Origin of the sequence: Halanaerobium sp. ST460_2HS_T2, from assembly GCF_003337665.1 — a bacterium.
Taxonomy (GTDB): domain Bacteria; phylum Bacillota; class Halanaerobiia; order Halanaerobiales; family Halanaerobiaceae; genus Halanaerobium; species Halanaerobium kushneri.
This window is the reverse complement of record NZ_QPJF01000011.1, coordinates 80,384-102,203: the sequence shown is the minus strand read 5'-3', so window position 1 is coordinate 102,203 and position 21,820 is coordinate 80,384. Positions and strand designations below refer to the sequence as shown.

General features: G+C 32.8%; 25 protein-coding genes. 24 read left to right on the top strand and 1 reads right to left on the bottom strand.

Annotated elements, in window-relative coordinates:
* The 6 genes from DFR80_RS07040 to DFR80_RS07015 form a co-directional block, all read left to right on the top strand.
* Nucleotides 1-1,500 (top strand): TrkH family potassium uptake protein (locus tag DFR80_RS07040; RefSeq protein ID WP_233493762.1); only part of this gene is annotated, 1,500 nt, incomplete at its 5' end.
* A gap of 749 nt (nt 1,501-2,249) precedes the next feature.
* Complete coding sequence (locus tag DFR80_RS07035; protein ID WP_114489571.1) at nt 2,250-3,626, top strand: AAA family ATPase; 1,377 nt, start codon at nt 2,250-2,252, stop codon at nt 3,624-3,626.
* 81 nt (nt 3,627-3,707) lie between these two features.
* Entirely contained in the window at nt 3,708-5,267 is a 1,560-nt protein-coding gene (locus DFR80_RS07030) for an AAA-like domain-containing protein (protein WP_114489570.1), read from the top strand.
* A 53-nt stretch (nt 5,268-5,320) separates the two neighbouring features.
* The gene (locus tag DFR80_RS07025; RefSeq protein ID WP_114489569.1) at nt 5,321-5,572 is read left to right on the top strand and encodes a hypothetical protein; all 252 of its coding nucleotides are present in this window, start codon (nt 5,321-5,323) and stop codon (nt 5,570-5,572) included.
* A complete protein-coding gene (locus DFR80_RS07020) occupies nt 5,569-5,865 on the top strand; it encodes a nucleotidyltransferase family protein (protein WP_114489568.1) in 297 nt (98 codons plus the stop codon). Before DFR80_RS07025 ends, DFR80_RS07020 begins: the two co-directional genes overlap by 4 nt.
* Complete coding sequence (locus DFR80_RS07015; RefSeq protein WP_114489567.1) at nt 5,852-6,187, top strand: DUF86 domain-containing protein; 336 nt, start codon at nt 5,852-5,854, stop codon at nt 6,185-6,187. Before DFR80_RS07020 ends, DFR80_RS07015 begins: the two co-directional genes overlap by 14 nt.
* A gap of 340 nt (nt 6,188-6,527) precedes the next feature.
* Here the strand turns inward: DFR80_RS07015 and DFR80_RS07010 are convergent, their stop codons facing one another.
* Entirely contained in the window at nt 6,528-6,935 is a 408-nt protein-coding gene (locus DFR80_RS07010) for a MerR family transcriptional regulator (protein WP_233493760.1), read from the bottom strand.
* Nucleotides 6,936-7,067: 132 nt separating this feature from the next.
* Here DFR80_RS07010 and DFR80_RS07005 point away from each other — a divergent pair, with 132 nt between their 5' ends.
* From DFR80_RS07005 to DFR80_RS06920, 18 genes are all read left to right on the top strand, one after another.
* Entirely contained in the window at nt 7,068-7,481 is a 414-nt protein-coding gene (locus tag DFR80_RS07005; RefSeq protein WP_114489565.1) for a (2Fe-2S)-binding protein, read from the top strand.
* 76 nt (nt 7,482-7,557) lie between these two features.
* The gene (locus DFR80_RS07000; RefSeq protein WP_114489564.1) at nt 7,558-8,904 is read left to right on the top strand and encodes an NAD(P)/FAD-dependent oxidoreductase; all 1,347 of its coding nucleotides are present in this window, start codon (nt 7,558-7,560) and stop codon (nt 8,902-8,904) included.
* Nucleotides 8,905-9,130: 226 nt separating this feature from the next.
* Nucleotides 9,131-11,065, top strand: coding sequence for a copper-translocating P-type ATPase (locus DFR80_RS06995; RefSeq protein ID WP_114489563.1), 1,935 nt, complete (start codon nt 9,131-9,133; stop codon nt 11,063-11,065).
* Between the two features lie 336 nt (nt 11,066-11,401).
* Nucleotides 11,402-11,641, top strand: coding sequence for a hypothetical protein (locus DFR80_RS06990; RefSeq protein ID WP_073158400.1), 240 nt, complete (start codon nt 11,402-11,404; stop codon nt 11,639-11,641).
* 80 nt (nt 11,642-11,721) lie between these two features.
* A complete protein-coding gene (locus DFR80_RS06985) occupies nt 11,722-12,426 on the top strand; it encodes a PspA/IM30 family protein (RefSeq protein ID WP_114489562.1) in 705 nt (234 codons plus the stop codon).
* Nucleotides 12,427-12,428: 2 nt separating this feature from the next.
* Nucleotides 12,429-13,067, top strand: a complete 639-nt coding sequence (locus DFR80_RS06980; RefSeq protein WP_073158395.1) for a hypothetical protein — start codon at nt 12,429-12,431, stop codon at nt 13,065-13,067.
* A gap of 13 nt (nt 13,068-13,080) precedes the next feature.
* Complete coding sequence (locus tag DFR80_RS06975) at nt 13,081-13,875, top strand: hypothetical protein (RefSeq protein WP_114489561.1); 795 nt, start codon at nt 13,081-13,083, stop codon at nt 13,873-13,875.
* A 47-nt stretch (nt 13,876-13,922) separates the two neighbouring features.
* Nucleotides 13,923-14,150 carry an SHOCT domain-containing protein gene (locus DFR80_RS06970; protein WP_073158389.1) on the top strand — a complete coding sequence of 76 codons (228 nt, stop codon included), beginning with the start codon at nt 13,923-13,925 and terminating at the stop codon, nt 14,148-14,150.
* Between the two features lie 292 nt (nt 14,151-14,442).
* Nucleotides 14,443-15,795: a cytochrome D1 domain-containing protein gene (locus DFR80_RS06965; protein ID WP_073158386.1), complete on the top strand. Its 1,353-nt coding sequence runs from the start codon at nt 14,443-14,445 to the stop codon at nt 15,793-15,795.
* Nucleotides 15,796-15,832: 37 nt separating this feature from the next.
* Complete coding sequence (locus DFR80_RS06960; RefSeq protein ID WP_073158383.1) at nt 15,833-16,042, top strand: heavy-metal-associated domain-containing protein; 210 nt, start codon at nt 15,833-15,835, stop codon at nt 16,040-16,042.
* Nucleotides 16,043-16,238: 196 nt separating this feature from the next.
* On the top strand, nt 16,239-16,850 hold the full coding sequence (locus DFR80_RS06955) for an isoprenylcysteine carboxylmethyltransferase family protein (RefSeq protein WP_073158381.1): 612 nt from the start codon (nt 16,239-16,241) through the stop codon (nt 16,848-16,850).
* A gap of 80 nt (nt 16,851-16,930) precedes the next feature.
* Complete coding sequence (locus DFR80_RS06950) at nt 16,931-17,149, top strand: DUF2933 domain-containing protein (protein ID WP_073158378.1); 219 nt, start codon at nt 16,931-16,933, stop codon at nt 17,147-17,149.
* A gap of 330 nt (nt 17,150-17,479) precedes the next feature.
* Nucleotides 17,480-18,328, top strand: a complete 849-nt coding sequence (locus DFR80_RS06945; RefSeq protein WP_073158375.1) for an Mrp/NBP35 family ATP-binding protein — start codon at nt 17,480-17,482, stop codon at nt 18,326-18,328.
* 196 nt (nt 18,329-18,524) lie between these two features.
* Complete coding sequence (larE, locus tag DFR80_RS06940; RefSeq protein WP_073158372.1) at nt 18,525-19,340, top strand: ATP-dependent sacrificial sulfur transferase LarE; 816 nt, start codon at nt 18,525-18,527, stop codon at nt 19,338-19,340.
* Between the two features lie 49 nt (nt 19,341-19,389).
* Nucleotides 19,390-20,406, top strand: a complete 1,017-nt coding sequence (locus DFR80_RS06935; RefSeq protein ID WP_305037541.1) for a peptidoglycan DD-metalloendopeptidase family protein — start codon at nt 19,390-19,392, stop codon at nt 20,404-20,406.
* 226 nt (nt 20,407-20,632) lie between these two features.
* Nucleotides 20,633-20,779, top strand: a complete 147-nt coding sequence (locus DFR80_RS06930; RefSeq protein WP_114489560.1) for a YHS domain-containing protein — start codon at nt 20,633-20,635, stop codon at nt 20,777-20,779.
* Between the two features lie 192 nt (nt 20,780-20,971).
* Complete coding sequence (locus tag DFR80_RS06925) at nt 20,972-21,256, top strand: metal-sensitive transcriptional regulator (RefSeq protein ID WP_114489559.1); 285 nt, start codon at nt 20,972-20,974, stop codon at nt 21,254-21,256.
* A 98-nt stretch (nt 21,257-21,354) separates the two neighbouring features.
* On the top strand, nt 21,355-21,807 hold the full coding sequence (locus tag DFR80_RS06920; RefSeq protein ID WP_114489558.1) for a SoxR reducing system RseC family protein: 453 nt from the start codon (nt 21,355-21,357) through the stop codon (nt 21,805-21,807).
* The last annotated feature ends 13 nt before the right edge of the window (nt 21,808-21,820 follow it).

The following is a 21,820-nucleotide window of genomic DNA, read 5'->3' as shown; positions in this document are numbered from 1 at the left end:
TTGGTGGTGAAGAATAAGATGAAATATAAAAATCTGCTTATTTCTCGTTACTTTCTGATTTCAAAATATACCGGGATTATTATTATCTTTGCCGGAGCTGCTATTTTATCACCGCTTTTATTTTTACTAGCTTTTCCTGAAGAAAGCAGCCTGGCACCTCATTTTTTGCTGGCAGGAGGACTTTCTATTCTGGCAGGATTAGTCTTATTTATTTATGGGAGCAGACATCAGGAAGAAGATGTAGAATTATCCTTAAATGAAGGGAGTATAATTGTTATCTTTTCCTGGCTCGGAGCAATTATATTTTCGGCAATACCTTTTATAACTATTTTAGATATGAACTGGAGCCATTCTATTTTTGAAGTGGTAAGTGGCTGGACCACAACTGGTTTATCGCTTGTAGATGTGACTACTGCTCCTAAATTAATTCTGATCTGGCGCTCGATTATGCAGTTTTTCGGTGGAGCTGGCCTGGCAGTTATTGCTTTATCTTCACTACTGCCGGTTCATGGAATGGGTTTATATATGGCTGAGGCAAGAAGTGATAAATTATTACCTCATGTAAAACGCTCTACCATGTTGATCATGAAAATCTATACTTTCTATACTGTTGCAGGGATTATTCTCTATTATTTTGCAGGGATGCCCCTTTTTGATTCTATAAATCACTCTATGGCTGCAATTTCTACTGGAGGTTTTTCTACCCAGCCTGACAGCATTGGACATTACAACAGTTTATCTATTGAAGTGGTGACAATTGTTCTGATGCTGCTTGGTACAATAAACTTTGCAACCCATTACACACTGCTTAAGGGTAAGGTTAAAACATTCTTTAAAAACGCTGAGATACGATTAATGATCACTCTATTTATATTTTTAACTCCAATATTAATGTTTTTTTCATTAAACTCTTTATACCCTATGTTGAGCGAGAATTTTAGAATTACCTTTTTTCAGATCATTACAGCTTTATCAACAACCGGTTTTTCGACTATTTCTTTTGCCGGCTGGCCGATATTTGCTAACTTTATTATTATTTTAATTATGCTTGTTGGTGGTGGAACAGGTTCTACTGCTGGTGGTATTAAGCAGTATAGAATTTATTTGATTTTTAAATCAATCTACTGGGAAATTAAAGAACAGTTTTTACCTCGCAGAAGTGTCAGCAGCAATTATCTCTGGCGGGGAGAGAATAAGTTTTATGTAAAAGATCAGCATGTAAAAGATGTAGCTAACTATATATTACTATACTTGTTTACTTTTTTTGCAGGAGTAGCAGTCCATACAGCCTATGGATATTCTCTTTTAGATAGTATGTTTGAATTTGGATCAGCTCTTGGTACAGTTGGAATTTCAATTGGCTTACTTTCATCCGAAGCACCTCTGGGTATAATCTGGACCCAGACGATCGGAATGTTTTTAGGTAGGCTGGAATTCTTTATAATTCTTTATGCCGGGATAAAACTATTTAAAGATGGAGTTTATATTTCTAAGCATTAATGTAGTTTTATATAGGAATTTAGGGATTACAATATTTAGATTAAGTACGATTAAACGTAAGCAGTTGATAATAGAAAATCAAATAAAATTAGCATCTTAATTACCCCAGAGAGATTTCATTTGTTCAGTAACAATGGAGCTTTTCTGGGGCTTTTATTTTGTATAATATTTTCTTCAGGGGGACTTAATAATTAGATATTATTTCGAGTTTTATGTAATATAATAAATTTAGGCTCAAGTAGTAAGTTGAAATATCAGGGAGGTGTTGAAAATGAAAGATAAGAAAAAAGTAGCTAAGAAAAAACCTGAGAAGAAAGAAGAAAAAAAGGAAATAAAGAAGTAATTCCTTTAATAAGTCAAAACTAAACAATGTATATTTTTCCCTGTAGACTAATAGTTACAGGGTATTTTTTGTTGAACTATTTGATTGGTGAAGTTGATGAGTGTTAAAAACCTCCGCACATATCTATAAGTGCGGATAACTCTAACGGATTGAACAGTTTACATGTTTAGCTTAACTATAAATTATTATAATGTGAGGTGTAATCTAAATGAGTACACCTTGTTTAACATCGTAAAATTTAATATAGGTTTAGTCTTAACAACTATTAAGAGAATCACCTTATAGATTATTTTTTTGACTATAACCTAAAATTTTTAACTAATATGATATTTTTTATATCGATTTTGCTGAAAATGTTGATTTTTACTAATAATAGTTGTATAATTTAATCAGTGGAGGTGATCAAATGAAGGAGAGAATGCTGCGTCTGCAGCAGGTACAACTGAATAACTTTAAGAATGTTAGGCAGGGTCAAATTGATTTTAATAGTTATAAAAGCGAAGACTTTTTTTCTGAAGCATCAGATGTGCTGGGAATATACGGTCAGAACGGTTCTGGTAAAACTGCTTTTATTGAGGCTTTGTGGATACTGAAACTGGTCCTGCTTGGAGAATCTCTGCCTGGAGATATTAAAGATTATATATACCAGGGTGAGAAAGAAGCTGCTATTAATGCTGTTTTTTCTATGTCTTTGGGAGAGAATAAATATCAACTGTTTTATGAAATGGTAATTGAAAGAAGAGAGAATGCTAGTCCAGTAATTATCAAGGAAGATCTATCATATAAAAAGCTTGAAGAAGATGGCTGGACATATAAGAGAGGGATAATAACTCACAACCTTGATGAGAAGGAGCAGTTATTAAGTCCCCAGAAGAATTACAATTTACTCACTAAGAACAATAAAGATGCTAAAGTGGATCTTAAAGTGGCTAAGGAGCTTGCGAAGAAGGAACAAACATCTTTTATTTTTTCTAGTGAGATGGATCATATTTATAAGGGTAATAAAGCCTTTAACGAATTTGCTGAGATTATAATGGAGATTAAACAGTATGCTCGAATGAACCTGTTTGTGATCAGAAATTCTCGTTCAGGTATGATCAATGCCAATCTAATTATACCTTTTTGTTTTCAGCTTAGTGATTCAGAAAGAATAGAAGGTGGAGATCTGGCAATAGCTCTTTCTGAGCCGACAACAGTTCCTGAGCGGATCCTCTCTACTGTCAAAAATGTTATCGAGAACTTAAACATTGTCTTAAAAGAGATAATTCCAGAGCTAACAATTAAAATTAAAGAGTATGGAGAAGAATTGGATGAGAACGGTGATCCAGTAATAAAAATAGAGCTGCTGGCAGAAAGAGGAGAGATTAAGATTCCTCTTAGATATGAATCAGATGGTATTAAAAAGATTATATCTATCTTGAGTGCAATGATTGCTATGTACAATAAGCCGGGAATTTGTCTAGCTGTTGATGAGCTTGATGCCGGTATATTTGAATATCTTTTAGGTGAAATCCTTGAGATCATACAGGATAGAGCCAAGGGACAGCTGGTCTTTACTTCTCATAATCTAAGACCTCTGGAGAAACTGAATAAGGAGTCACTGATTTTTACAACTACTAATCCTCAGAATCGATATATTAGATTCACCAATGTTAAGGAAACCAATAATCTAAGAAGCTTCTATTATCGTGGAATTAAGTTAGGTGGACAGGATGAAGAGATTTATAAGAAAACTGATAAACATAGAATTGCTAGAGCTTTCAGGATAGATCAAATTCAATGACTCAATGACTGCTTTGATTTAATTAAGTTAGCCACTGTGGTATAATAAGCATAACTTGAAGCTGAAAATGAGGTGAGCTAAATGAAAAAATTTAACACTACCGGCGTCTGTATTCCAGAAAAACATTATATGGCTGATGTTAGTAAAAAAATTAGAGAAATTGAAAAGATGGTTGCAGAGGGTAAATATTTTACTATTAATAAACCGCGTCAATCTGGTAAAACAACTATACTTTATCTTTTAGAGAAAAATTTAATGAAAGATGATTATATTCCAATTTTAATTAGTTTTGAAGGAATTGGAGATGAAGTATTTAATAGCGAAAAAGCATTTATTAAAGCATTTATAAATTTAATGAAAAAAGATTTAAGTTTTAAGAATGAGCATAATAAACTAAATTTTGATCAGAGGAAAATAGATAATCTGGATAATTTTGCAGATTTAAATAATTATCTTTTTGAGTTTGTTGATAAAGCAGAAAGGAAAATTGTTTTAATGATTGATGAAGTTGATAAGAGCAGTAATAATCAGCTTTTTTTAAGTTTTCTGGGGCTATTAAGAGATAAATTTATTAAAGCTCAGGCTGAAAGAGATAAAACATTTTATAGTGTAATTTTATCAGGGGTACATGATGTAAAAAACCTTAAACTAAAATTACGAGATGATGAAGAACATAAGTACAATAGCCCCTGGAATATTGCCAGTGAGTTTAAGGTTGATTTTGAGCTGGAAGTCGATCAAATTGCTTCGATGTTAAAAGAGTACCAGGAAGACAGGGATATTGACCTGGATTCAGATTATTTTGCTGAGAAAATGCATTATTATACTTCAGGTCATCCGTTTTTGGTTAGCAAATTAGCAGAGATAATTGCTGAAGAAATACTGAGAGAAAATGAGTCCAGTTGGGAGCAAGAACATCTTGAGCAGGCAGTAAAAATCATTTTAGCAAAAGACCTTCCTAATTTTGATACATTAATTAAAAATATCGAAAATAATAATGATTTAGAAGATATGTGTGTAGATTTAATTGTAGATGGTAGAAAAATCACTTATAATCTTGATAATCCGACAATAGAAAAGGGAGAGCTATACGGTATTTTCAAAAATGATAACGGCAGCTTAAAAATTCATAACAGAATCTATGAGCAGCGAATATACAATTATTTGATATCCAAAATAGAAAACTCAATGGAAAGTGATGCTTTTGATTTCAAAGACAGCTTTATAGATAATGGTCAGCTGAATCTAAAAGCAGTACTGGAGCGTTTTCAGGTTTTCATTAAAGAACAATATAGTGATCGTGATAGAGATTTTTTAGAAAGAAATGGTCGCTTGATTTTTCTCGCTTTTTTAAAGCCAATCATCAATGGTAAAGGATTTGATTTCAAAGAAGTACAGATTTCTCAAGAAAAAAGACTTGATGTGGTAATTAGCTATCTTGAACAGAAATATATAGTGGAATTAAAAATCTGGCGGGGAGAAGAATATCACCAGCGAGGACTGGAGCAGCTTGCTGATTATTTGGAAAGCCAGAATATGGATCAGGGTTATCTCTTGAGTTTTAATTTTAACCTGAATAAAGAATATAAGAATGAAGAAATGGAAGTTAAAAATAAAAAAATCTTTGCTTACTGGGTATAAATATAGCTTTGTGATATAATAGAAATAGAAAGTAATAAGGGAAAGATTTCAAAATGAAATGGAAAGATATTAGAGATGAATATCCTGATAGTTGGATTCTACTAGAAGCAATAGAAGCTCATTCGGACCAGAAAAAAAGAGTTGTTGATAAAATAGCTGTTCTTGACAAATTTAATAATAGCGATGAAGCTATGAAAGCTTATAGGGAACTTCATAAGAAGAACCCTGAAAGAGAACTCTATGTTGCTCATACTAAGAACAAGAATCTTGAAATAGAAGAAAGAAATAGGAGGTCGATAATATGACAGGTCAAGAAATTATTGAATTTTTGCAGAGTAACAGAAACACATTAGATAGATTTGGAATTAAGAGTATTGCTTTATTTGGCTCATATGTTAGCGAACAGGCTACTAATAATAGTGATATCGATCTTCTTGTTGAATTTAAAGAAGGCGAGAAGACCTTTGATAATTATATGGATCTAAAATTTTATCTTGAAGATAATTTAAATAAAGATGTAGATCTTGTGATTAAAGATGCCTTAAAAGAAGAATTAAAGGAAGATATTTTAGGAAGTGCTAAATATGCGCAAGCCTGAAGTATATTTAAACGATATTTTACGTTCAATAAATAAAGTTCAGAACTATTCAGGTGATATTTCATTTGAAGAATTTAAAGAAAAAGAGATGGTTCAAGATGCTGTTCTAAGAAACCTTGAAATTATAGGGGAAGCTGTTAAAAATGTACCTGCTGATATTCGAGAGGATTATCCTGCAATAGAGTGGAGAAAAATTGCTGGCCTCAGAGATATATTAATTCATGACTATTTTGGAGTTGATTTAGAAATAGTTTGGAATATAATGGAAAATAAAATACCACAACTTAAAATAGTGATAGAAGATATATTAAGTCATATTTGATTATTCCAGGCATAATGTCTGGTTATTTTTTTACCTTATATAATAAAATGGTGCCCCCGGTAGGAGTCGAACCTACGCTCAAGGCTTCGGAGAGTTTTGTCGAAGTTCCTTATATTATCATCTTTTCTTATAATCCCTGTCATAACAGCAATCTAGTGTTGGGAATATCCCATATAGTTGTAAAATACTGTATATTTTACTGCGGTATTTAACGGTGGCTGAGGCTCACTGCGGTGAAATCACGGTGGAAAATAGAATAAAATTAGCATCTCAATAGGAGATGATTTACCTTCAGAGAAACTTCATTTTGTTCAGTCAATGATGAAGCTTTTCTGGGGGTTTATTTGTTAATAATATCTATTATTGGGCAATTATCACTATCTTTTGCTTTAATACAATCATCAGTTAGATCTACTAATATATTCTTTATTTGTTCTAAGTCTTTAATTTTATCTTCTATTAATGTTATTTTCTCTTTGGCCATAATTCTCACTTCATAACATGCAGATTTTGAATTTGCCTTTAAAGATAGTAATTCTGATATTTCTTTTAGGGAGAACCCTAATTTTTGAGCTGACTTAATAAATTTAAGGCGTTTCAGATCCTTTGCTGAGTACTGTCTGTACCCTGAGCTGTTTCTTGGGGGTTCAGGAATTAGTTTTTCCCGTTCATAATAACGAACTGTCTCAACATTTACTCCAGCTTTTTCAGCTAATTTACCAGTGGTCATTTTTTCGATTTTAATCACCCTTCTTTTTTACAACTCTTATATTCCAAAAAGATTATCATATTGACAAGAAAAATTCATTAAATCCTTGACTCTGTACCATACTACATGGTTTATAATGAAAGTATAGCATTTTAAGGGGAGGAAAGGCAAATGGAAGAGATATCATGTCCACAATGCGGAACAAAAGGAAAAAAAGTTAATGTAGTAACAGTAGAAAGTCTGGTTGAGGAAGAAGTTGAAAAGAATGGATCTTATCAAATATGTTTAAATTCTGATTGCGAAGTTGCCTATTTCAATAGTTCTGGAACGATTTACTACAGTAAAGAAGATTTAAAAGTAGCAGTGTGGTATAAAGATTTAGAAGATGATAAGGTTCCAATCTGTTATTGTTCTAATTTAACCAGAGGAGAAATAAAAGAAGCAGTTGATAAAGGTTATAAAACTACTGCTGAAATCAGAAAATATACCGGGAAATCAATTACAGGAAATTGTTTAACTGAAAATCCGACTGGTAAATGCTGTCATCGGGCGCTGGCTGATGAAATAGCAAGATATTCTAATTAAAATAATTTCTAAATTAATCAGAGTTTAAATATTAAATTTAATAAACTTAGTAAACTGAATAAGGGGGAGATTATTTATGAAAAATTACGATCTATTTGTTATTGGTTCAGGGATGGCGGGGATGAGTATTGCTCAGAAAGCAGCAGATAAAGGTCTGCAGGTAGCTATTACTGATGAACTACCTTATGGTGGAACTTGTGCTCTTCGTGGCTGTGATCCAAAAAAAGTATTAATTGGGCCAACTGAGGTTTACTACCATGCTTACCACCTTCTGGGTAAAGGAATTAACGATGTTCCCGAGATAAATTGGGAAGATGTGATGGAATTTAAGCAGAAATTTGTAGATGAAATGCCACCGAAGATCGAGGCCGGTTATGAGAACAAGGGAATTGCTATGTATCATGAAACAGCACGTTTCCTCTCTGAAGACACTCTTCAGGTCGGACAGGAAAAAATTAGAGCCGATAAAATAGCAATTGCCACTGGTGCTAAACCGAGAGAACTTGAATTTCCAGGAGCAGAGTATGCGCAGACCAGCACAGACTTTCTTAATATGAAGGAAATGCCGGATTCTCTACTTTTTATTGGAGGTGGTTATATCGCCTTTGAATTTGCTCATATAGCTGCCCGCTGTGGTGCTGAAGTTACAATTGTCCACCGCAGTCAGACTCCATTGAAAAACTTTGAACAGGATATTGTTGACCAGCTGGTTAAACCCACTGAAGAGCTAGGGATTAATCTCGTTCTGGAGGCAGAAGTCTGTGGGATTGAGAAATTAAACAATAGCTATCGGGTAAAAGGAGAGACCAGTGGAAAATTTGAATTTTTTGAAGCAGAAATGGTTATTAATTCAGCTGGAAGACCTCCAAAAATCTTTGATCTGGATTTAGAAAAGGCTAATATTTCTTATACTAAAAAAGGAATTGAAGTTAATGAGTACCTTCAGAGCACAACTAATTCTAGAGTTTATGCTGCAGGAGATGCTGCTGACTCTCCTGGACTACCACTGACCCCGGTCGGTGTTCTAGAAGGATATACAGCTGCCAGCAATATAATTAAAGCAGAGCAGAAAGTAGTTAAGTATCCCCCTATGCCAACAGTAGTTTTTACTTTACCAACAATGGCTTCGGTAGGTTTAACAGAAGCAGCAGCTCAAGCAGAAGGCTATAATTATCGTGTTAATTTTAAAGAAGCTAATAATTGGTTTAATGCACGCCGACTGCAGGTGCCGGAGTATGCTTTTAAAACTATTATAGATAAAGAGACTGAGACGGTTTTAGGAGCCCATTTAATTGGCCCAAATGCTGAAGAGATAATTAACCTGTTTGCAGTGTTTATAAAAACAGAGATGAGGGTGACAGAAATCAAGAAAATGATATTTTCTTATCCAACTTTTGCTTCCGACATTTCTTATATGCTGTAAAAGTTAGCAGTTTTAGGATCCGAGTTAAATAATATAGTACTATCAGGTAGATAGATACTTATGGCCTATATTATATCCAAAATCTACTTGACATAATTTGTCCTGAATGTAATTTGTATAAATTTAATTATAGTGATATACTCAAATTACAAAATATCAAAATGTTTGAATATATTTATAAATATGGACATTTTGATAGTGTGTAGTTATAAAAGGGGGTATAAAAGTGGATCATCAAAAAATGCTAGATGATTTTAAGAAACGATTTAAAATATCTTTAGTGATCACAGTACCAATTTTAGTGCTTTCACCTCTGATTCAGAACTTTTTTGGCTACAGTTTTGATTTTGCAGGCAGTAAATATGTGTTATTTGCACTTTCTACATTGATTTTCTTTTATGGTGGTTGGCCATTCTTAAGTGGAATGAAAGATGAGCTGAGTGATAAAAATCCGGGTATGATGACTTTGATTGCTCTTGCAATTTCTGTTGCCTATTTTTACAGTTCAGCTGTTGTCTTTGGTCTGGAAGGTAGATTTTTCTTCTGGGAGCTGGCAACTTTAATTGTAATTATGCTTTTAGGTCACTGGATTGAAATGCGCTCGGTTATGGGAGCCTCTAATGCTTTAGAAGAACTGGCTAAATTAATGCCGGATCAGGCTCATAAAATTGTAGATGGAGAAGTTACAGAAATTAAAATAAAAGAGTTAAAAAAAGGAGATCAGGTTTTAGTTAAACCGGGAGAAAAAGTCCCGGCTGATGGAGTAATCTACGAGGGAGATTCCTATATAGATGAGTCAATGTTAACCGGAGAATCAGAACCGGTTGCAAGAAAAGTTGATGATGAAGTAATAGGTGGTTCTGTTAATGGTGACAGTTCAATTAAAATTAAAATTGAAAAAGCAGGAGATGAGAGTTATCTGTCCCAGGTTATAGAGATGGTTAAGGAATCTCAAGCGGATAAATCAAAAACCCAGAATTTTGCCGATCGAGCAGCTTTCTGGCTGACATTAATTGCTATCAGTGCAGGTACAATTACTCTTTTTAGCTGGTACTTTATTAGCGGAGACTTAGCTTTTTCTATAGAGCGGATGGCAACAGTGATGGTTATTACCTGTCCCCATGCCTTAGGTCTTGCAATTCCACTGGTGGTAGCTGTTTCTACAACTCTATCTGCTAAAAATGGACTGCTGATTCGTGACCGTACTGCTTTTGAAAATGCCCGTAAAATAGATACAGTTTTATTTGATAAAACAGGTACCCTGACTGAAGGAGAATTTGGAGTTGAAGCAGTGGAAAGCTTTGTGGATGAATATAATAAGGAAGAGATTCTGCAGAAAGCAGCTTCTTTAGAACAGGAATCAGAACATCCAATTGCAACTGGAATAGTAAAGAAAGCAAAAGAAGATGAAGTTGAGCTGCTGAAAGTCGATGATTTTGAAATAATCAAAGGTAAGGGTGTTATCGGAAAAATTGAAGGCGGAGATTTTAAAGCTGTTTCTCCAGGTTATCTGAAAGAAAATAATATAGAGTTACCAGAGGATGCTTTAAAAGAAGGACCATTTACCGAAATCTTTATTTTAGAAGCCGGTAATTTAATTGGAATGGTTAGACTGGCCGATCAAATTAGAGAAAGCTCTTATGAGGCAGTACAAAAGCTTAAAGATAAAGGAATTAAAGTTAAGATGCTGACCGGAGATAATCAGAAAACTGCAGAATATGTGAGTAATGAACTTGGTCTGACTGATTACTTTGCTGAAATTCTACCTGATGAGAAGCAGAAAAAAGTAGAAGAGCTGCAGGCTGAAGGTGCCTTTGTCGCGATGACTGGTGATGGTGTTAATGATGCTCCAGCACTGGCTAAAGCTGATATTGGGATTGCCATCGGTTCAGGTACAGATGTAGCTGCCGAAACAGCAGATATAATTCTGGTTGAAAGTGATCCGCTTGATGTTCTTAAGCTGATCGAATTTGGCAGCTTAACTTATAAGAAGATGATTCAGAATTTATTCTGGGCTACAGGCTATAATGCCTTTGCCATTCCACTGGCAGCAGGTGTGCTGGCAGGAGTTGGAATCATGATTTCTCCAGCAGTTGGTGCAGTACTAATGTCGATGAGTACAGTAATTGTAGCAATCAATGCTAAGATGTTAAAGTTTTAAGATAATAAGCAAAGTAAAACAATGATTATGGTTTATAAAATTTAATAAAGTCATAAAGCAAAATTAAATAATAAATGATACTGAATAGTTTTTTTCTAGGGGGCTTTCTATTTCAAAGTAGAAAGCTCTTTTTTTTGACAAAATTAATCCTGAGTGTTATACTTTACTTATGGTACCCGATAGGGGTATAATGTATTTATAAAATCTAGTTGTGCTAAGATTAATAATGATGGTAACTCATAGTTTAAAGCTAAAATTCATAATCTCTTCACATTTAATTGTTATTATATAATTACGGGTTGAGGGTATAAAGCATTTAAAAAAGGAGTGAAAACTATGATGAGATTTGGTTTAGGAATGATGGGAGGAGGGTTTTCCTTGATTTTTTGGATAATAATCATTATTGCTGTAATATATTATTTTAACAATGGAAATATCAACAGTTCTGGTTCAGGGTATAACAGAAATAACTCTAATTATCAGGTAAATCAGGCTGAAGCAATTGCTAAAGAGCGTTATGCTAAAGGCGAAATAACTAAAAAAGAATTAGATGATATTAGAAATGATTTAAGATAGATCTTGAAACATTAAAATAACAAATTAGTAAAAAGTATGACTTTATTATAACTGATCTTTAATCTGGGAGGAGTTATTAAATGAAAATATTTAAAAGAATGAAGAAAGTATTTGAGGCAAAGATGAGTAAATTTGTGGATGAGGTTGAGGATCCAGAAGAACTCTTGGATATATCTCTGCAGGAGATGAAAGAACATTTACAACAGGTACAGAAGTCATTATTGGAGCTAACTACAATCAAAAAGGGTCTGGAAAAAGACTTAGATGATGTTAAAGATAAGGTAGAACTTGCCCAGGAGCAGGCGCAGACAGCTATGGATATAGAAAAAGAAGAACTGGCGCGTGCTGCTCTAGAGAAAAAGGCGGATTTAAATGATAAAAAAACTATTTTGAAAACTAAAATAGAGAAAATAGAGAATAAAATTGAAGTTATTAAATCCAATAAAAAAACATTAGCTGAACAAATTAAAAAGCTGGAAACAAAAAGAGAAGAGTTAACTTTTATAAATAAATCTGCCGATGCTCAGCTGGAAGTAAAAGAGATTATTACCGGGGCCAGCAGTGATATTACTGATTTAAATGAACAGATCAAAAGAGCTGAAGAAAAGATACAGAAGAAGGAAGCTAAGCTTTCTGCTATAGATGAGTTAGTCGCTGATGGTGAGTTAATAAATGATTTTAATTCAGAGGATGATATTGAAAAGTCTCTTAATCAAATAGAACGTGATTCAAAAATTGAAGAAGAACTTGCCAATCTAAGATCTAAAAAGATGGGAGATGCATAATAATGGGATGTGGTGGATTCCATGAACTTTTTCGGGTCTATGACAGCAGAAATACAGGATATAATGACAGGCGGCCGGATGACACTCAGGAAAAGATTTCCCTAATAAAAAGATTATATGCTGAAGGCAGGATTGGTAAAGACAGATATTATTCCCTTAAAGATAGGGCTTATGATGGAAATCTTTCCTTTGAGCAGTTGATGGATATTAAAGAATCGAGTCGTGATAACAGAGAAAATAGTTCACAGGATAGTGGACTAAAAGAAGATAAGCCAAAAGATAAAAACAAAAATGTCAATAAATATAAAGAAAAAATTAAAGAATTAAAAAGCAGTAAAGAAAAAGTTGATAGTATAAGATCAAAGATTGAGGAACGCCTGAGCGAATTATATCAGGAAAAAGAAAAAACAGAGTCAATGGCTGAATCCATGGTATCTTCCAGTGAGGAAGCTGCCAGAGAATATATAGGAAAAAAGATAGACCTTGAAGAAAATATTCAGGTATTGAAAAAGAGAGAAAAAGAATTAGAAAAACAGATTGATGAGATTGACAAAACAATGAAGATAATAGATACAAAAATGCTTGATTATGAAGCTGTAAAATTACAGGAAGAATTAGAAAATATTAAAAAAGATATTTAGGGAGGAATTTATTATGTTTAAAAATAAAATATTTATTGTCTTAATAGCATTATTGTTGGTGGCTGGTATTTACTCAGCCGTGGGAGCACATTCAGGTTCGTCTAATAATAACATGATGGGTAATGGTTATAATGGTCAGATGAATGGTTTCAATAATTATCCAGACAACAACCAGGGTAATTATGGCATGATGGGTCCTAATGGCATGATGGGAATGATGGGCAGAGGTATGGGTTATGGTGGAATGATGAGAGGTTATGGACAAGGAATTAATAGAAATATTGATTACAGTCTTTCAGCATTAGGAATGACAGAAGAAGAAGTTAAAGATTTAGCTGTTGAACTTGTTGATAGACAGTTTGGCTCAGATTATCAGATTAGTGATATTTTCATTTTTAACGATTCACCATATTATATTTCAGTTGTAGAAAAAGATAGTGATCAGGGAGTCTTCGAATTATTGTTTGATCCTTATAGAAAGGTGATTTACCCAGAATATGGACCAAATATGATGTGGAATACAGAAAATGGAATGTCTTATATGATGGGCTGGAGTGCACCAGTAGAAGAGAATATGATGCCACGTCAAGAAGTTCTGGAAAACGCAGAGAAATTTGCTCAGGCAAATGATTTTATGATAGAAGATGAAGGACATCAGTTCCCGGGTTATTATACATTCCATACAGCAGACACTAATGATAATACAACCGGTATGCTGAGTGTTAATTCTTATACAGGTCAGGTTTGGTATCATAACTGGCATGGAGATTTAGCTGAAGTTATTAGTGTCAAAGAACATCAAGAATAAAAAAACATTTAATAATTAAGGATAAATATAGAAAGGGGTTTTAATAAATGGGATATTGTTTTGGTTTGAATGGATATGGTTCTGGTTTATTAGGTAGTTATTGGTGGATAATGCCTTTATTATTCTGGGGCCTTATTATAACAGGTGTTGTGTTCTTTATAAGATCACAAAAAAACCGTAGTAGCCGAGAAGCTTTAAGTATTTTAGAGCACGAGTATGCTTTAGGAAATATTACAAGAGAAGAGTTTAAAACTCGCAAAAAAGACTTACAATGATCTTAAATGAATATTTGATACAGGTATTATCTGAAAAGACCTTTTCTAGTAATTGAGAAGGTCTTTTCTTTGATTTATTTGGGGGAGCTATTCTGTATTATAAAGAAAAGTGGATAAATAAAATATAAGTTAAAAAACTTGACTCAAATTTAAAATAATGCTAATATATACATACCCACTACATGTATAAGGTAATATATAAAAACTAAGTTGTTTACAATTTAAATTAATAGGTCAGGTTACATGTTTGTAAGGTTAAACAATACTACGTTACTAAAAAGAAGGGTGAAAAATGAAAAATTTAAAATTTACACAAATAATAACTTTTGGTTTTATTTTACTGGTTGTATTTATTTCTTCAATAAGCGTTTCTGCAAATTCGGATGACTGGATAAGAACCTCCAGTGCAGAAGGGGTGAGTTTAGAAATTAAATTTGCTAATTTCGGTGAAATGAATTCTGAAGAACTGTTGTTTGAAGTTTATTTGTCTACTCACAGTGGTAATTTATTAGATAATAATTTTGAAGAATTAATTACTGTTAGAAATGGTCAGGATTATTTAAATAACGAAAATATAAACTGGGAGTGGGAAAGGGAGTCCAGCCACCATCCAATTGGATTAATTAAAATCAAGAATACTACAATAGATGGACAGAAATTTTATTCTGATAAAACAGAGTATCTTGAACTAGAGATTAGTGGCATTCGAGAAGCGAGTCATAGATTTAGATGGAATATTAACCAGAACAAAAAATTGCTTGGTTATATTCCTAATGCAGCCAGTGGCACGGTTTCAGTTATAGATATTGGTGCTGAAAAGGTTATAAATACAATTAAGGTAGGAGAAGAGGCCTCTCACGGTATTGAAATTACTCCAGATGGAAGATTTTTATATACTGGGGATTTTCAAAATGGATTAATTAAGATATTTGATCTAAGTTCAAATAAATTGGTCAAGACATTAGAAGTTAAAAGTACAGCTCACGGCATAGATATGAGTCCAGATGGTAAATATATTCTTGTTGCTTCTGGTTCGGAGAGTGAAGTGGCAGTGATAGATACTGCTAAACAGGAAATAATTAAAGTGATTGAAGAAGGCATAGGTGACAGCCCCAGTCATATAGACTTTGATCCTGCAGGAAAATATGCTATCTTAACAAACCTGGAATCCGATGATGTTTCTGTTATTTCAATACCTAATTTTGAAGTAACAGTAAAAATTCCGGTGGGAGATGGTCCAAATGAAGGTAGAGTGGCTCCTGATGGTAGATATGCCTATACTGCAAACTGGGAATCAAACAGTGTTTCGGTAATTGACTTAAATAAATTTGTTGTTGTGGATGAAATAGAAGTTGGTGAAGGAACCCATGGTGTAATTGTTTCTCCTGACAGTAAAAAGATTTGGACTGCAAACAGAAAGACAAATAATGTTGCAATTATTGATGCAGAAACACGTCAGATTGAACGTTATATAGCTGCAGGTCAATATGCAAATCATCTGGAGTTTACTCCTGATGGAAAAAAAGTAGTGGTTACTAATGCCCGAGATAACGAGGCAATACTTATTGACACAGAAACATATGAGGTAATCAGTCGAATTCAGCTTGGAGAAGAACCACATGAGATTAGTTTTCTAATAAAATAAAAACTTAGTGAAAAAAGTTTATGAGGAGGTGATTATTATGAAGAAAATTATTAAGATAGATGGAATGAGCTGTGAACATTGTGAGAATCATGTAAAAAAAGAATTAGAAGATATTTGCGGTGTTACTTCAGCAGAAGTTAGTGCTGATGAGGGTACAGCAGTAGTGGAGTTAGCTCATGAAGTAGATGAAGTTAAGTTTGAAACTGCTGTAGATGAAGCTGGTTATGAGTTGATTGAAGTTAAATAATGGCTTTTATAATAAGATTTTAACCCAAACTGATTTATTTTCTAAAATTTTTTATATTAATTAATGAACAGCTTTTCTTTAATATAAGGGGAGCTGTTCATAATATTTTATACTTGATAGGTTTGATTATATATTATATTTGATAAGAAAGTTTCATAAATAATATTTAATATTCTAATAAGCAGGGGTGGATTAAATGAGTTATGATTATGGTCTTTGGGGGATGGTTGCTACAAATCTTCTTTTTGTAATAATATTTTTAATAAGCTTTGTTAAGCCTAAAAAGAAGTATGAGTGGAGATCAATGGGTATAACCAGTGGTTTTTTTGTAGCACTATTTGCTGAGATGTATGGTTTTCCATTAACAATATACTTTCTAAGCTCTGTATTAGGTTATAAAATACCGGTTTTAAATCCATATGAACATACAAATGGACATCTTTTTGCAATTTTGGGACTGGGTGAAGACAAAGCCTTACTTATTTGCCAGATTGGTGGTCTATTATTTGGCATAGGAATGATTATAATAGCATTAGGTTGGCGCAAAATATTTAAGGGTGAAGATGGTTTAGTAACTGATGGAATATATAAATACATTCGTCATCCTCAGTATTTAGGAATTTTCTTAATGATGATTGGTATGTTAGTCCAATGGCCGACAATCATTACTTTAATTATGTTTCCAATCCTAATTATGACATATCTAAAATTGTCTAAAAGAGAAGAAAAAATAATGATAGAAAAGTTTGGAGATGAATATTTAGTTTATATGGATTCTACACCAGCATTTATACCATCTTTTAAATAAAATTATTTTAAAGATCTAAAAGTTAAATAGAATTTTTGCTTAATTAAAAATCAAATGTTAAAGTAGAAAGGTGGATTATGATGCCGAAAAACAGGAATGGTCATAAGGGACATTTTTGGATGATGTTAATATGTTTTGCAGTTATGATTGGTGGTGTTTACTTTATTGGAAGAGGTGGAATAGGAAACTGGGGAATTTTATTCTTTTTATTATGTCCTTTGATGCATGTTTTTATGATGAAAGGGATGGGGCATGGAGATCATAAAAAAGAAGATGATGATGAACAACATGATCATTAAGAACATATTATAAGATAATAGTGCCTGCTAAAAAAGAGAGGAGAAAAAATTTTATTCCTAAATATACCTAATAGGGGTAATGGGTAAAAAATATTAAAAATGACAAAGAAAGGTTCATATTTGCGAAAATTTCTTGACAAACAATAAATCAAATGATATGTTTAATGCAAATACTATATACCCGTACGGGGTAGTATAAGTTAACTTTAATTTTCCTTTTAAAAATGCAGATATAATGATTGCTTGGAAATAAAATAGATATTTTAAATAATAAGGTTGATTTAGTAGAATAAAAGTTAATAATTTCAAAAAGAAGGGTGGTAAAATTATATGTATAAGGTAGAAGATGGAATAATTAAATTAGAAAATGGTAATATAAATGAAGGTTTAATTGCAATCGCCAGTGGCAAAGGTGGTGTTGGCAAATCAACAGTTACTGTCAACCTGGCAATTTCTTTGGCTAAGGCTGGCAAAAAAGTTGGTATTCTGGATGCAGATATTCATGGGTTCAGCATTCCTCGAATTATTGGATTGAAGGATGAAGCTAAAACTAAAGATAATAAGACAATAATTCCTCCCAAATCATTTAATATTAAGGTTATTTCAATGGGTTCATTTGTAGATGAAAGAAATCCTGTAGTCTGGAGAGCACCACTTCTTTCAGGTGCATTACAACAGTTTATGCAGGATGTAGAATGGGGAGAGTTAGATTATTTACTGCTTGATCTTCCTCCGGGTACTGGAGATATGGCTTTAGATATAATGCAAAATCTTCCTCATGCTGAAGTACTGGTAGTAACCACTCCCCAGCCAACAGCTGTCCACGTTGCTGGAAGAATTGGAAAAGCAGCAGAAAAGTTAGATGTTGATGTACTGGGTGTTATAGAGAATATGTCATATTTCCGCTGTGATGATTGTGGACATAAGGAATATATATTTGGCCAGGGTGGTGGAAAAGATTTAGCTAAAGAACTGAATACGGATTTATTAGGCCAACTTCCTCTTGATCCAATTGCCAGACAGGCCAGTGATGATGGATTACCCATTGTCGAAGCTAAAAAGGAATTAGAAATTAGTAAGGTTTATAAAAAAATCTCAGAAACAATTACTTCTAAAAAACCTGAATTTGACCCCAATAAAAAACCAATTTCCCTACAAAATGGTCCTGCCTGTCACTAAATATAACAAAATGTAATTATAAATGGGTTATTTAGCGTCTTTGGCATTGTTCCTGAAAGTAATAGGGTTATGCTGGTGAATTTCTTAATCTAAAAAGGATTTAATAGTTGAGTTAAGCAGGAATTATTTAATTTTAAAATTAATCAAATGTTATGTTTGGCTCTATTTGTAAATTAATAATTGGGGGTTACTAAAAATGAAAAATATAGAGAATAAAAGTTTAAAATTAAAAAAAATACTAAGAGAACTGAAATCGGTTGCTATTGCATTTTCTGGAGGAGTGGACAGCACTTTTTTATTAAAGGTAGCTATAGATGTTCTGGGAGATGATAATGTACTTGCGATAACATCCTGTGCAGAAACCTATCCTTCGGAAGAAGAAAAGGAAGCAGAAAAACTTGCGCGTAATATGGGTGCTAAACATCATCTAATCCACACAACAGAATTAGATAATGAAAACTTTGTAAAAAATGATCAAAAAAGATGTTATTACTGTAAAAAAGAACTTTTTTCAGAAGTTATAAAGATTGCTGAGGAAAAGGGATATAATTGTGTTCTGGATGGCTCAAATTATGATGACTATCTTCATGATTATCGTCCCGGCATGCAGGCAGCCAGAGAAATGGAAGTAAAAAGCCCACTCAAAGAAGCGGAAATGACAAAAGATGATATCAGAGCTTTATCTAAAGAATATGATTTACCGACCTGGAATAAGCCGGCTTTTGCCTGTCTGTCTTCTCGTTTCCCTTATGGTGATGAAATAACTGTTGATAAATTAGAAATGGTAGATCAGGCAGAAAGATATATGCGGAACCTGGAAATTAGTCAATTTAGAGTCAGACATCACGATCAAAACACAGCTAGGATTGAAGTAATGCCTGAGAAACTTCCCCTGCTGATAGAAAAAAGAGAAAAAATAGTTAATAAATTTAAAGATATTGGTTATACTTATATCACCATTGATTTAGAAGGCTACAGAAGCGGTAGCATGAATGAGGTTTTGAATAAATAATATTTACACATGACATTTTATTTCTGGTCATTTTTGATGGAGGTTTTCAGTGATTAAAAAAATTAATATTACATTTATTTTTATTATAATTTTACTTTTATTTACAATGAATATTTTTGCCAGTATAGAATTAGGTGATACAAGTACTCAGGTTAAAGAGGTTCAGCAGATGCTGAATAATCTGGGATATGAGGTTTCAATTGATGGAATTTACGGTTATCGTACAAAAGAGACCATTAAGGACTTTCAAAGAAGTAATGGTTTGACAGCTGACGGAATTGTTGGTGAGAAGACATTAAACTTTTTGATTAAAAGAACTGAAGATATTACATATGTGGTAAAAAAAGGAGATTCATTATCTGAATTAGCTATAAAATTTAATTCTACTGCAGCTATTATTAGAGAAAAAAATCAATTAAACTCAAACAAAATTGTTGCAGGCAGGACTATTTTGATACCCAAATCGGGTATGGGTGATGGTCGTATAGAAAATGTATATAAAAAAATTGATCATAAAATTCAGGCAGGAGATGCTTTATCTATTCTGGCTAAAAAATATGGCAGCAGTGTTCAGGCCATAAAAAGGGCTAATAATTTACGTGATAATCAAATTCTTGTCGGACAGACATTAACTGTGCCACATTTAAGTAAAGGAGTGGATCGGGTATTTGCATTAAATATCAATTCTTTAATTTGGCCGGTTAAGGGCAGAATTTCCTCTCCGTATGGCAATCGGATTCATCCAATAACAGGTAAGAGACAATTTCACGGTGGAATAGATATAGCAGTTCCCACTGGTACTCAGATCAGAGCGGCAGCTGATGGTAAAGTGATAAAGAGTGGCTGGGTAAATGGATTTGGTTATACCATAGTAATTGATCATGGGAAAAGAGTTAGAACATTATACGGACATAATACTCGTTTATTAGTGAAATCAGGATCTGTAGTAAAAAAAGGAGATAGAATAGCTTTATCTGGGAGTACAGGTGAAAGTACAGGACCACATCTTGATTTTAGAATATATTTAAATGGTGAAACAGTTAGTCCACTTAATTATCTACCATAAGTGAAATAATTAAAGTGTATAAAATTTTAGAGATCTGTAGGTAGAAAAAGAATAAAATAAATTTTTTTACTTTCAAATATACCTAATAGGGGTAAAAGGTAATGTAATATGATTTTTGCAGACAATTAATTTTTAAAAAAGTTGACAAAAACACACGGGTATGATATATTTTAATTAAGAAATACCCAATAGGGGTATATGGTATAATCAAAAGGAGGTGAATATTATGGCTAAAGATCCTGTATGTGGAATGGATATCGAAGCTGATCAGGCAGTTGCATCATATGAATATAAAGGAAAAATATATTATTTTTGTGCTGAAGGATGCAAAAATAAATTTGCTAAAAATCCTGAAGAGTTTATAAATGAATAAAAATATTTAAATTTTTGCTACCAATGCAACGGATGTATTATCTCTGTGCAAATAAAGACAGAAATGATACATCCAAATTCCTACAAATTATTAATTGTTTACAAATAAATTGTTAAAACCATTTACTATGATAGCTTTTGATAGAATCCTATAAAATGGCTAATATATCTAATCAAAAGGGAGGAAAAATAATTGAGTTCACTTTGCCAGGAGGAAAAAAAAGAATTAATAGTTAGATTGCGTAGAATAGAAGGCCAGGTTAGGGGTTTACAGAGAATGATAGAAGAAGATAAATATTGTGTTGATGTTTTAACACAGGTTGTAGCTGTTAGAGGTGCTTTAAAAAAAGTAGGGCTTAATGTTTTAGATAATCACACTCATGGTTGTGTTCAAAAAGTGATAAAGTGTGAAAATGAAGAAGATAACCAGATTGTAATAGATGAATTAATGGGTGTTTTGGCAAAATTTGCTGATTAATATAATAACAAATCTTAATACTTTTAGTTTCTAAAATAAATTAATTTTTAGATTTTTATTTCTTAAAGGAAAAACCTTTCAAAGGTAGGGTGAGATAAATGGAAGAACAGGGTAAAGTAGTTGAAAATAGTGGGAGAATAGCCAGAGTTCTGATTACTCGTCATTCTGCCTGTAGTAAATGTGATAAAACATGTCCATTATCTGAGCAGGATAGTCATGATCAGGATCAAATAATTATGGAAGTTGAAAATGAAATTGGAGCTGTTAAAGGAGAACAAGTAAAGCTTGAAATGGAAAAGAAAAATCTTGTATTTGCCTCACTAATTATATATATTATACCAATTATTAATATGATTGCTGGCTATTTTTTAGGTGACTGGATGGCAACTAAAGCTAATATTTTATCTGGAGAAGGTTTTGGAATATTAAGTTCAATATTATTTTTAGGATTTTCATTTATCATAATCAGATTGATAGATACAAAATTTAAAAATAATAAAAATTTTGAACCGGTTATTACTCAGATAATAAGAAACAATAAATATATTTGAGGAAATGAGTTAT